Here is a 13,083-nt window from a genome sequence, read left to right as displayed (position 1 = left end):
GCAGGCGGAGCCGAACTAAACATGCGATTACTCAAGCCTGGTAAAGGGTTGATTGGCGTCGATATCACATCGGCAACCGTCAAGCTGTTAGAGCTCAAACAGTATAACGATAACTACCAAGTAGACAGCTACGCTGTTCAACCGCTGCGCGAAGGTGCCGTTGTTGAGCGCCGCATCCGCGACATCAATGAAGTGGCGAATGTGCTCCGGCGTACGGTCGAGCGCGCAAAGCCCCTTACGCGTAAAACAGCAGTGGCCGTTCCGGCGAGCGCTGCTATTGCGAAAACGCTTATTTTTCCTGCTTCGTTAAGCGAAGAGGAAATCGAAGAGCGCATAATCGCCGAATCTGACCGCTATATTCCCTTTCCGTTCAGTGAGGTGGCGTTTGATTTTCAGTGCCTAGGTCCTGCTCCTTTCGATGAAGGCCAGCAAGAAGTTGTTTTAGTCGCGTGTCGTCAGCAAGACGTGACTCTGTTGACCGAAACGCTAGAGCGTGCGGGACTAGAGCCTGTCGCTGTCGATGTAGAGACGTTCGCTCTAGAGCGCGTATTGGCCGAACTGCGCAGGCAATCAAGTGTGGAAAATGATCCAGCTGCTTGTGTAGGGCTATTCGATATCGGGGCCAATATGAGCGCTTTCCATGTCGTGCGGGGTGGGCACATTGTTTATAGCCGTGATACGGCGTTTGGTGGACGCCAGCTAACAGAGGCCATCCGCGACTATTATCACATGAACATCGCTGAGGCCGGAGTTGCTAAAAAGCGTGGCGGTCTTCCAGACGACTACCAAGAGAAAGTGCTCACTCCTTTTCTAGACACGCTGGTACAGCATGGGAGACGCTCGCTGCAGCTTTATTACACTGTCGGTCGTCAGCATGAAGTACAACATACGGTACTCGCGGGTGGTTCAAGTGTCATTCCAGGCCTCGCTGAGCGTATTGCTGATGATAGTGGCATGTCGGTAAGTATTGCTAACCCATTTCAACGTTTGCGCATTAACAAACGGCTAAGTGAAGAAGCGTTAAATAATGATGCCCCAGCGATGCTAACGGCGGGTGGGTTAGCGATGCGAGTTAGCCAATGAGCATTAATATTAATCTTTTACCCTGGCGCGAGGGGTGGCGAGCGAGACAGACGCGACAGTTTTATAGCGTTATGTTGTTTGTGTTGCTGCTGGGCGTGGCATCTGGTGTTGTGGTGTTGCACTTCTACCAGCAGCAGTTAGCTGCCCAGCAACAGCGTAATGCCCATATCTCTACTCGTATTGAGCAGCTAGGCAATGAAATCGCTGATGTACGACGCTACCAAGGCGATATTGAGCGTTTGGAAGAGCAGCTGACGCTGTTTCACATGCTTAACAACGAACGCATAAGTACAGTAAGGCTGTTTAACGATATTGCCGCTAGCGTCGCGGATGGGGTTGTCTATCAGCGCCTGTCTCGTAGCGGTCAGCGAGTTAGACTTTCAGCAGTTGCCATCAATGAACGCCAGGTCTCTGAGCAACTACGCCAAATTGCAGCTATTCCAGGGTTGGACGTACCGCTATTTTCTGAAGTTGCTAGTGGCCAAGATGGCAGTCTGCGTGTTTTTCAGTTTGAGGTAAGACAACTGTCTCCTGAAGAAGCTGTTTCCATGGAGAAAGCGCCATGACGTCTATTCGTGACAGCATTAAAAATAGCTGGCTGCACTTGCGAAACGTTGAATGGCAGACGTTGGATATCAAAGAAGCGGGTGGGTGGCCCTGGCTGCTTAAAGCCCTAATAGCATTACTTGTTTTTTTAGTTGCTCTACTGGGTATCAACTGGTGGCTGGTGAGTGAGGTTCGCGATTCGCTGGCAGCAGAGCAGCGACAAGAGGAGCGTCTGTTGGGTGAGTATCGACGTAAGGCTTCTGAAGCAGCTTCTCTGTCGGACATTCGCAGCCAGTTGATTATCCTTGAAGATCAAATGGTGCAAATGCAGGCGATGCTGCCTACCAGCGCAGAAATTCCTTCTTTACTAGATAGTATCAGTGACGCTGCTATTGAGAATCGACTTACCATTGAAACTATCCGTTTGCGGCCTACGGTGATTAACACGCACTATATTGAGCACCCTTTGGATATACAGGTGCGCGGTGATTACCATGCTTTGGCACACTTTGTTGCGGATATCAGCGATTTGGCGCGGATTATTACCCAGCATGATTTAACCCTAGTGCCTGCTGCTCAGGGTGGCAACATGTTACGGATGTCGCTGCTTGCACGCACCTACAGCAACAAGGCTGCGCCATGAAGCGTTTGGTCGTCCTGCTATGTATTGCTGGCCTGGCTGGCTGCAGCGACCCTCAGCTAGGGCAGTTAGATCAAACCCTTGCAGACATACGTCATGCTGCTGATGGGAAAGCGCCCGAGGTGATGGAGACGTTGCCAGCGCATCAGTCGCTTGAATATCGCTTTAGTGATTCGCGCAGTCCCTTCTTGGCGCCTCAGGAAGTGCGCGAAAACGTATTAGCAGTGGCGCAGGCAATGGGCGAGCTTGCTCCTGATCAGCCGCGCGCTCAAGAGCCTTTGGAACGTTTCCAACTCCAGTCATTGCGTTTAGTGGGTACGCTGCGTATGGGGGAGCAGCAGGTTGCATTGATCGAGCCTCCCGAGGGGGAGGTGATTAGCGTTCGAGAGGGTGATTATTTAGGCACTAACCACGGTCTTATTAACCAGATTGGCCCCCAGGGAATCACTATTGTTGAACGTGTTTTTAGCCCTCAGCAAGGGTGGCAACAGCGCCAGATAACGCTCACCCTTGAAGAATAGCTTGTTCACTCGCTATCAGATATGGATATCGCTTATGGCTGCTATATGTTGTCGAACCTTGCTGTTATTAATTATGGTCGTGCCATCGGTCTGTATGGCATCGCTGCTTACTAATGTCGATGTGCGCCACACCAATAATGGTGACGTAGAGCTAGTGCTGCAGTTCAGTGGCGGCGTAGCCCAGCTAAGCGGCTATCGACTAGATGCACCTCCTCGTTTAGCGCTGGATTTGGCAGAGACACAAAGTGCGATTGCCCAACGCCGTATCGTCGTTAGTAGTGGTATTGTTGAACAAGTGACGGTGTTAGAAGGCAGTGGGCGGACGCGTCTCGTGGTTGATTCGAATGCGCCCCTTGGTTATACGGCGCGAGCGATTGGTGAACAGTTAATAGTCACCCTAGCATCAGGTGGTTCTGTATCGTCGACACCTCAAGCGGCTAACGCTATCCAGACTTCCGAGTCTCTCCAGGGGCCGCGTGTTGAAAATCTTGATTTTCGGCGTGGAGGCGATGGTGCCGGACGTCTAGAGGTTACATTTGATCGTGCCGGTGTGGTTACTCATGTGCGTGAAGGCAGTGGGGGGAGCGTTATAGCGGAGCTGCGTAATGTGGTGCTGCCTAATGCGTTTAACCAGGTTTACGATGTCACCGATTTTGCGACGCCGGTTAGCCGTATTACCCCTTATCTTGGGGACCGTGATGTGCGGCTGGAGCTGCACACTAACGGCCCTTTCGCGATGGTTTCATCGCAAAATGGGCGTACGTTAACGATTGAAGTGCAGCCAGTAAGCCAAGTTACACAACAGCCAGAACAGCAGGGAATGTCTTTCACTGGAGAGCGGCTAAGCCTGAATTTTCAAGATATTGAAGTGCGTGCAGTGCTGACTACCCTGGCAGAGTTTACTGGCCTGAACCTAGTAGCCAGTGATAGCGTTTCCGGACGCATTACGCTTAACTTAAACGATGTTCCCTGGGATCAAGCGCTAGCGCTGATCTTGCAAAGCCAAGGGCTGGCAAGCCGAGAGCAGGGTAATGTGATCGTTGTGGCGCCTGCCAGCGAGCTAGCGGCTCTTGAACGACAAGAGATAGAAGCTCGCAACCAGCGCCAAACGCTTGCACCGTTGGTCACTGAGTTTGTTGAAATAAAATATGCCCGCGCCGAAGACCTAGCTCAACTGTTGCGTGGCGGCGACGGCTTTGGGCTGTTAACCGACCGGGGGCGAATTAGTATTGATCAGCGTACTAACATGCTACTGGTACAAGATACGGCAGAGCAGGTGCGCGCTATTATCGCTACTTTGGATCGCTTGGATGTCGCCGTCCGTCAGGTGCAAATTGAGGCAAGAATTGTCATTGCCCGGGATACGGCGTCCCAGGAGCTGGGGATTAACTGGGGTGTGTCGAGCACTCGCGGCTTTTTAGAAAATGATGATGGTACGTTTTCTCGACGTAACATTAACCCTAACGGCATTAATCGTGCCCAGGGTGGTCTTGCTGTAGACCTAGGCTCAACGGCGGCCGCCAGCACAGGGGTTAGTTTTGGTTATCTATCGGGGGATGTTCTGCTAGACCTTGAGCTGCGCGCGTTGGAGAGTGAGGGCAAAAGCCAGACGATATCTCAGCCCCGAGTGATCACAGCTAACCAACGAACCGCTATTATTCGGCAAGGTGAAGAGCGTGCTTTTCAGAGTGTAGATACAGAGGGAAACCCAGATACAGAGTTCAAGGAGGCCGAGCTTTCCTTGGAGGTGACGCCACAAATTACTCCGGATAACCGCATCATTATGGATTTAGTGATTAAAAACGATAGCTTCCGGGAAAGGGAATTTGGCGGTGAACCGCCGATTGATACCAACCAGATAGAGACCCAAGTACTGGTCGATAATGGGCAAACGGTGGTATTAGGCGGTATTTTGACAACAGAGCAGTTGAGTCAAATAGCGAAAACACCGCTGCTAGGAGATATTCCTTGGCTGGGGCGGCTGTTCCGCTATACCGAAGAGAGCAATGAAAAGGTAGAGTTATTGGTCTTTATTACTCCACGACTACTTGATGATGGTTTGGCGGTTCGCTGATGCAAGAGTTACCCAATATTTTTTTAATTGGCCCCATGGGGGCTGGCAAGAGCACAATAGGCCGCTTACTCGCGGCTGAGTTGTCACGCTCGTTCTTTGATAGCGATCACGCTATACAAGACCGCTGTGGTGCGGATATCCCCTGGATTTTTGACGTTGAAGGTGAACCCGGCTTTCGTCAGCGCGAAAGTCAGATGATTGACGAGCTCACTCAGCTGTCCGGCGTGGTAGTAGCTACCGGCGGTGGCGCGGTGCTGCGCGAAGAGAATCGACGGGCTCTGCGGGAGCGAGGCGCCGTGGTTTATTTACTGACCACCGTTGACCAGCAACTGAAGCGCACCGCCAAAGATCGAAATCGACCGCTATTACAGTGTGATAATCGTGAACAGGTGCTAAACGACATGTTCGCCACACGAGATCCGCTGTATCGAGCGACATCGGATATTACGGTGCGCACGGATCGGCGCAGCCCTCGTGCGGTGGTTAACGAAATTCTGCGTCGTGTCCATCGCATGGTGGACCCTCTGGAAATTGCGCGGGCTCAAAGTAAAAAGGTATCACAATGACTGAAATGACAAGTGCTCAGCGTACGTTAACCGTCGCATTGGGGGAGCGTAGTTACCCGATTCATATTGGTGTTGGGCTGCTAAAGCGCGCCAATATGCTGGAGCCTTATCTCGCGGGTCAGCAGGTGATGGTCGTCACCAATGAGACTATCGCACCGCTTTATTTAGAAACGCTTTGTGCTGGTCTGCCTAGTCATTTAGATATTCGCACGGTAGTGCTGCCTGACGGGGAGCAATATAAAACCATCGAGCAGGTAAGCCGGATCTGGGATGCGCTGTTAGAGGCAGGCTTCAATCGTCGCTGTACGCTGATTGCCTTAGGGGGCGGTGTGATTGGCGATATGGTTGGTTATGCGGCAGCAGCTTATCAACGTGGCGTTGCCTTTGTTCAGGTGCCGACTACGTTACTATCCCAGGTAGACTCTTCGGTGGGCGGGAAGACCGGCGTTAATCACCCGCTGGGTAAAAATATGATTGGCGCTTTTTGGCAGCCAAAAGCCGTGATCGTAGATATCGACACCTTGGCCACACTGCCTAGCCGGGAGCTGTCTGCAGGTCTGGCTGAAGTGATCAAGTATGGATTAATCCGTGATGAACGCTTCCTAAGTTGGTTAGAAGAGCATATGCAGGCGCTGCGAAGTGTTGAACCTGCGGTGATTGCTGAAGCGATTGCTCAAAGTTGCCAGATTAAAGCCGACATTGTGGCGGATGATGAGACTGAGCAGGGCGTTCGTGCGCTGCTGAACTTGGGGCACACGTTTGGCCACGCGATTGAAGCTCATCAAGGTTATGGCAATTGGTTGCATGGTGAAGCCGTTGGGGCAGGCATGGCGATGGCAGCAACGCTCTCGCATCAGCTTGGCTGGATTGATAGCAATGCACTCGCGCGTGCTAAAGCGGTTGTCGAAAGTGCTGGACTACCACTAGCCGCGCCTGCCGGAATGTCGGTAGAAGACTTTTTAGCCCGCATGAAGTTGGACAAGAAGAATATCGATACTCGTCTACGTTTGGTGCTGCTCAATGCCCTGGGTGATGCCTGCGTCAGTGATGCTACGCCGCCTGATGTGCTGCGTGAGCTACTTCACCACTATCCGCGCGGCTAAATCTAAATATCGAAACGTATAGGCCATATAGGCGTATAGGCCATATAGATAAACAATCGGCAGCCTATATGGCAGCCCGTATGGATAAGCAGTCTTGAGGGGCCGCATGGCTAAATAGTTTTAACAAACAAAGCTGCACGTAAAACCCACCATCGCGTGGGTTTTTTGTTGTCTGGCGTTAAGTGATGATCATTCTGTATGTAATCAGCATGCCTTATGCGCTATCGGCATGGGTTTTTTCGACAAATCGAGACTAAAGTCTAATTATTAAATTTTATCGTTTAAATATCGTTTAGCTGGTTTGCAAGTGGTTGAAGTTAATATGTTTTTTAATTGTCTTCGAATGCAAATGCACGATTTGACAAGGTTTTTTAAGGGTTGGCGGGTTTTGAGTGATTGCGCTACACGCAGGCAAATCGCTATGCTGAGTGACCTTTTCTTGATGCAGTGAAAGCGGGAAATGCCCTGTTTTTGATGGGCTGTAATGGATAAAAAAATAAGAAAAACCCGCTACCATAACATGAAAAAGCTGCTAAATAAATATACGTTGACTAGGGGCACGCCCATGAATAGAGGTCTTCACCAGCCTGGCGAGTTTCGCGATAACTGTGGCTTTGGCCTTATTGCCCATATGGAAGGGCAGGCCAGTCACGACTTGCTGAAAACTGCTATTGAATCACTTACCTGCATGACCCATCGCGGCGGTATTGCGGCCGACGGTAAAACCGGTGACGGTTGCGGCTTGCTGCTGAAAATGCCGGTGCAATTCATGCGCGCTGCCGCGAAGCAAGCGCTTGATAAGGAGCTTGGCGAGCGTTTTGCTGTAGGCGTTATCTTTTTGCCAGATGACGATGCACGTGCCGCTCATGCTAAAGAAACCCTTGAGCGCGAACTAAGCAGCCGTGGCTTAGAGGTATTGGGCTGGCGCGAAGTGCCCACTGATTCGAGCGTATGTGGTCCGATGGCGCTGGACTGTCTACCGCGAATTGAGCAGCTGTTTGTTCAGCCGGCTAGTAACGGAAATTTAAGCAGTGATCGCTTCGACGTCGATCTGTTTATGGCGCGCCGTTATGCAGAGCAAGCGCTACGTAGCGATGAAGACTTTTATGTTGCTTCGCTCTCATCGGAAGTTGTTTCCTATAAAGGCTTAGTTATGCCGGAAGACTTGCCGGCATTCTATAAAGATTTAAATGACCCAAGTCTGGAAACCGCCATTTGCGTGTTCCACCAGCGTTTCTCTACGAACACTGCGCCGCGCTGGCCGTTGGCTCAGCCATTCCGTCTATTGGCGCATAATGGCGAGATCAATACGATTGAGGCCAACCGCGGCTGGGCAAACTCGCGTAAAGCCAACTTTGTTAATGAGCGCCTGCCTGATATTGCTGAGCTTGAGGAAATTGTTAATACCACCGGGTCAGACTCCTCAAGCATGGATAACATGCTGGAAGTACTGTTGACTGGCGGTATGGAGCTACATCGTGCGGTGCGCATGATGGTGCCGCCTGCTTGGCAAAACGTTGAGACCATGGACGCCGAATTGCGCGCGTTCTATGAATACAACTCCATGCACATGGAACCTTGGGATGGTCCGGCCGGTGTGGTAATGACTGACGGTCGCCAAGCTGTTTGTATGCTGGATCGCAACGGCCTTCGCCCAGCACGCTGGGTGATTACCAAGAATGGCTACATTACGCTAGCGTCTGAGATTGGCACTTATGGTTATCGCCCTGAGGACGTTGTCGCTAAGGGCCGCGTTGGCCCAGGCCAGATGCTGGCGGTAGACACTCAGACCGGTGAAGTGCTGCACACCCAGGATATTGATAATCGCCTGAAGTCGGCTTACCCCTACAAGCGCTGGCTCAAGCAGGAAGCTAATTACCTAGAGTCAGCGCTGACTGAGCTTGCGCGTTTCCAGACAATGGACACTGACGCACTTAATGTTCAGCAGAAAATGTTCCAGGTGAGCTTTGAAGAGCGTGATCAGGTGCTGCGCCCGCTGGCAGAAAGTGGTCAGGAGGCGGTTGGCTCGATGGGTGATGATACCCCCATGGCGGTGCTGTCTAGTCGCCCACGTCTATTAACTGATTTCTTCCGTCAAAAGTTTGCCCAGGTGACCAATCCGCCGATCGACCCTCTTCGTGAAGCGATTGTTATGTCGCTGGAGACCTGCTGTGGTGCGGAGCTGAACGTCTTTAAGGCAACGCCTGAGCATGCCCACCGTTTGATTTTGACAACGCCTGTCCTATCTCCTCGTAAATTTACGGCGCTGGTCAGTCAGGATGACCCTGCCTTCGCTAGCCACACGCTGTCGCTCGGCTACGACCCGGAGCACACTAGTCTGCAGCAGGCAGTGACTTTACTTTGCCGAGAAGCTGAAGCGCAGGTAAAAGCGGGCAAGGTGATTTTGGTGTTGACCGATGCTGACCTTCCAAAAGGGCAGTTGCCCATTCAGGCAGCGTTGGCGGTGGGGGCTGTTCACTCTCATCTTGGTCGTTTGGCGCTGCGGCCGAATGCCAACATTGTGGTGGAAACCGGCTATGCAAGGGATGCCCATCAAATGGCCGTGCTGTTTGGTGTGGGCGCGACGGCAGTGTACCCGTGGCTCGCTTATCAGGTTATGGCCGATATGCATCGCACTGGTGAGCTAACAGGCAACCCTGCCGATGCTCGCGAGAATTACCGCAAAGGTCTGCAGAAAGGGTTGTTCAAAATTCTTTCGAAGATGGGTATCTCAACGTTAGCTTCCTACCGTGGCTCTATGCTGTTCGAAGCGGTGGGGCTATCCGACGAGATTATGGAGACCTGCTTTGTCGGCATGGCATCCCGGATTAAGGGCGCTGGCTTTGCTGAGCTGCAAATGCAGCAGGAGTTACTGGCCAAGGATGCCTGGATTGCCCGCAAAGGCATTTCTCAAGGCGGTATGCTGAAGTATGTGCATGGCTACGAATATCATGCCTACAACCCTGATGTCGTGAAGTCGCTTCAGGCGGCGGTGCAAGAAGGCAGCTACGCAAAGTGGAAAAAATTTGCTCAGTTGGTCAACGAGCGTCCGGTTGCCACTATTCGTGATTTGCTGCAGCTCAAACCTGCTGCAACGCCCATTCCATTAGAGGATGTTGAGCCGGTTGAGGCGTTGATTCCGCGCTTTGATAGCGCAGGGATGTCGCTAGGCGCGCTGTCTCCGGAAGCTCATGAGGCGTTGGCCCAAGCGATGAACGAGGCGGGCGGGCGCTCCAACTCTGGCGAGGGTGGTGAAGACCCTGCCCGCTACGGCACCATCCGTAGTTCGAAAATCAAGCAGATTGCTTCTGGCCGCTTCGGTGTTACTCCGGCCTATTTGGTCAATGCGGAAGTACTGCAGATCAAAGTTGCCCAGGGTGCCAAGCCCGGTGAAGGTGGCCAGTTGCCAGGCGGTAAAGTGAACCAGTTGATTGCCCGGCTACGCTACGCGGTGCCAGGTGTGACGCTGATTTCACCGCCTCCACACCACGATATTTACTCGATTGAAGACTTGGCGCAGCTGATTTTTGATCTCAAACAAGTCAATCCAGATGCCCAGGTTTCCGTGAAACTGGTCTCTGAGCCAGGCATTGGCACCATTGCCACTGGTGTGGCGAAGGCCTATGCAGATCTGATCACTGTGTCTGGTTACGACGGTGGTACCGCGGCAAGCCCATTGACCTCTATCAAGCACGCGGGCTCTCCTTGGGAGCTTGGGTTACCTGAAGTGCACCAAGCGCTACGTATTAACGGCCTGCGCGATAAGATTCGCCTGCAGACTGATGGTGGTCTCAAAACGGGGCTTGATGTCGTTAAGGCGGCGATTTTGGGGGCTGAAAGCTTTGGCTTTGGTACTGCGCCGATGGTGGCATTGGGCTGTAAGTTCCTGCGTATATGCCACCTGAATAACTGCGCCACCGGCGTAGCAACGCAAGATGACTTCCTGCGTGGTGAGCACTTCCGCGGCACTGTCGATATGGTGAAAAACTACTTCCGCTTTATTGCTGAAGAAGTGCGTGAACTGATGGCGATGTTAGGGGTGCGCCAGCTGACAGATCTGATTGGTCGCACCGATTTGCTTGAAGTGTTGGAAGGCAACACAGCTGCTCAGCGTAAATTGGATCTAGCGCCACTGCTTTCGAATGATTTTGTGCCTGCAGATGCACCGCAGTTTTGTAAGGTGAGTCGTAATGTGCCCCATGACCCGGGTGCTAAGAACCAGGAAGTGTTGGCAGCACTGAAAGAGGCCATTGAAAGCCAGTCTGGAGGTGAGTTTGACTTCACTATTACTAACTGCGACCGCAGCGTAGGTGCATTGAGCTCTGGCGCAATTGCCAAACGCTACGGTGAAGATGGCCTGGAATCCGCTCCGGTCACTGCGCGCTTTACCGGGGTGGCTGGGCAAAGTTTCGGGGTGTGGAACGCCCGTGGCTTAAATCTCTATCTCGAGGGCGATGCCAACGACTACGTGGGCAAAGGCATGAACGGCGGCAGCATTGTGATTGTGCCGCCCAAGGTTAGCCAGTTTGAAAGCCATAAAACCGCCATTATCGGTAACACCTGCCTGTATGGTGCGACAGGCGGCACGCTGTTTGCTGCAGGTACTGCGGGTGAGCGTTTTGCCGTGCGCAACTCTGGCGCGACTGCTGTGATTGAAGGTGCAGGTGACCACTGTTGTGAATACATGACTGGGGGGTTGGTCTGCGTATTGGGTGAAACGGGTGTTAACTTTGGCGCGGGCATGACCGGTGGTTTTGCTTACGTATTGGATGAAGACCGTACCTTTGTGGACAAGTACAACCACGAGCTGGTCGAAATTCACCGGGTCAATACCGAAGCGATGGAAGCGTATCGCCGTCATTTGCGTGAAATGATCGAAGCCTACGTTGCGGCGACAGGGTCCGCTAGAGGTGCGGCGATTCTGGAAGACTTCGGCGACTACGCGCGCCACTTCTGGCTAGTTAAGCCAAAAGCGGCAAGTTTGGGTAGTTTGCTGAATCAATCTCGGCGTCAGCCGGAATAACCCGCCAGAGTCTACGCTTCGAGGAGAGAAATCATGGCTAACCGTTTAAATAACGATTTCCAGTTTGTTGATGTGGGTCGCCAAGACCCACAGAAAAAAGCCGCACACACACGGTCAAAAGAGTTCGCTGAAATTTATGAACCCTTTAAGCCCACCGATGCGGCGAGTCAGGCACACCGTTGCTTGCACTGTGGTAATCCGTATTGCGAGTGGAAGTGCCCGGTACATAACTACATTCCCAACTGGCTTCAGCTAGTGGTGGAAGGCAATATTATTGAAGCAGCCGAGCTTTCGCATAAAACCAACTCATTGCCGGAAGTGTGTGGCCGCGTGTGCCCACAAGATCGTTTGTGTGAAGGCGACTGTACGCTGAACGATGGCTTTGGTGCGGTGACCATTGGGTCGGTAGAGAAGTACATCACCGACACCGCGTTTGCGATGGGTTGGCGCCCGGATATGTCTAAGGTGGAGTGGACCGATAAGAAGGTCGCCATCGTAGGTGCGGGGCCTGCGGGCCTTGGTTGCGCTGATATTCTGGCACGTAACGGTGTCAAGCCCGTCGTGTTTGATAAATATCCCGAGATTGGCGGTCTGCTCACCTTTGGTATTCCAGAGTTCAAGCTGGAAAAGAACGTCATGGAGCGTCGGCGCGCTGTTTTTGAAGAGATGGGCGTCGAGTTTCGTCTGAATACCGAAATTGGTACCGACATCGAATTCGATACGCTGCTGCAGGAATACGATGCTGTTTTCCTGGGGATGGGCACTTACAAGTACATGGAAGGTGGCTTCCCTGGCGAAGATTTACCTGGCGTGTATAAAGCGCTCGACTTCCTAATTGCCAACGTGAATCGTCGTTTAGGCTTTGAAAAAGATCCTAACGATTTTATCTCGATGGAAGGTAAACGAGTGGTAGTGCTTGGCGGTGGTGATACGGCGATGGATTGTAATCGCACCTCTATTCGCCAGCGCGCCGACAGCGTGATCTGCGCTTATCGCCGTGATGAAGAAAACATGCCCGGTTCCCGTCGTGAAGTTGCTAATGCGCGAGAAGAGGGCGTTGAGTTTCTGTTCAACCGTCAGCCGGTTGCGGTGGTGGGAGAAGAGCAGGTCGAAGGAGTTAAGGTCGTGCGTACCCGTTTGGGTGAGCCCGATGAAAATGGCCGTCGCCGTCCTGAAGTCGTGCCTGGGTCTGAAGAGATTATTGCCGCCGACGCAGTCGTGGTAGCGTTTGGTTTTCAGGCAAGCCCTGCACCGTGGTTCGATAGCGCCAACATTCAGGTCGATGAGCGTGATCGCGTAAAAGCGCCAGAGCATGGCCAGTACGCTTACCAAACCAGCAACGAGAAAATTTTTGCTGGTGGCGATATGGTGCGCGGCTCTGACCTAGTGGTCACCGCGATTTACGAAGGCCGCCAGGCTGCTGAGGGGATTTTGGATTACCTAGGCGTTTAGTTTTGATAGTGAGGGGCGTCTTCGCCCCTCTGCCACCTGCAGTTCAAATTGAGCCTTTAGGCGTACTCTGCTATT

At 52.5% G+C, this 13,083-nt stretch carries 9 protein-coding genes; all 9 read left to right on the top strand.

Going from position 1 to position 13,083, the window contains the following annotated elements; translation table 11 throughout:
• The first annotated feature begins 21 nt into the window (after positions 1–21).
• The 9 genes from pilM (at position 22) to HVE01_RS13295 (ending at position 13,008) form a co-directional block, all read left to right on the top strand.
• Positions 22–1,083 carry a type IV pilus assembly protein PilM gene (pilM, locus tag HVE01_RS13335; RefSeq protein WP_146944690.1) on the top strand — a complete coding sequence of 354 codons (1,062 nt, stop codon included), beginning with the start codon at positions 22–24 and terminating at the stop codon, positions 1,081–1,083.
• Positions 1,080–1,649, top strand: coding sequence for a PilN domain-containing protein (locus HVE01_RS13330; RefSeq protein WP_146944688.1), 570 nt, complete (start codon positions 1,080–1,082; stop codon positions 1,647–1,649). The genes pilM and HVE01_RS13330 overlap by 4 nt, the downstream gene beginning before the upstream one ends.
• The gene (locus HVE01_RS13325; RefSeq protein ID WP_146944687.1) at positions 1,646–2,272 is read left to right on the top strand and encodes a type IV pilus inner membrane component PilO; all 627 of its coding nucleotides are present in this window, start codon (positions 1,646–1,648) and stop codon (positions 2,270–2,272) included. Before HVE01_RS13330 ends, HVE01_RS13325 begins: the two co-directional genes overlap by 4 nt.
• Positions 2,269–2,790, top strand: a complete 522-nt coding sequence (locus HVE01_RS13320) for a pilus assembly protein PilP (RefSeq protein ID WP_146944686.1) — start codon at positions 2,269–2,271, stop codon at positions 2,788–2,790. Before HVE01_RS13325 ends, HVE01_RS13320 begins: the two co-directional genes overlap by 4 nt.
• 34 nt (positions 2,791–2,824) lie before the next feature.
• Positions 2,825–4,864 (top strand): type IV pilus secretin PilQ, encoded by a 2,040-nt coding sequence (locus HVE01_RS13315; protein WP_146944685.1) that lies wholly within the window; start codon positions 2,825–2,827, stop codon positions 4,862–4,864.
• On the top strand, positions 4,864–5,430 hold the full coding sequence (gene aroK, locus HVE01_RS13310) for a shikimate kinase AroK (protein WP_038481630.1): 567 nt from the start codon (positions 4,864–4,866) through the stop codon (positions 5,428–5,430). The genes HVE01_RS13315 and aroK overlap by 1 nt, the downstream gene beginning before the upstream one ends.
• Positions 5,427–6,533 carry a 3-dehydroquinate synthase gene (gene aroB / locus HVE01_RS13305; RefSeq protein ID WP_146944684.1) on the top strand — a complete coding sequence of 369 codons (1,107 nt, stop codon included), beginning with the start codon at positions 5,427–5,429 and terminating at the stop codon, positions 6,531–6,533. Before aroK ends, aroB begins: the two co-directional genes overlap by 4 nt.
• A 565-nt stretch (positions 6,534–7,098) precedes the next feature.
• Positions 7,099–11,556, top strand: coding sequence for a glutamate synthase large subunit (gene gltB / locus HVE01_RS13300; RefSeq protein ID WP_146944683.1), 4,458 nt, complete (start codon positions 7,099–7,101; stop codon positions 11,554–11,556).
• Between the two features lie 33 nt (positions 11,557–11,589).
• Positions 11,590–13,008, top strand: coding sequence for an FAD-dependent oxidoreductase (locus tag HVE01_RS13295; RefSeq protein ID WP_125745755.1), 1,419 nt, complete (start codon positions 11,590–11,592; stop codon positions 13,006–13,008).
• Positions 13,009–13,083 lie beyond the last annotated feature (75 nt).

This window comes from Vreelandella venusta (assembly GCF_007989605.1).
Lineage (GTDB): Bacteria > Pseudomonadota > Gammaproteobacteria > Pseudomonadales > Halomonadaceae > Vreelandella > Vreelandella venusta.
This window is presented reverse-complemented; position numbering and strand designations above follow the sequence as displayed.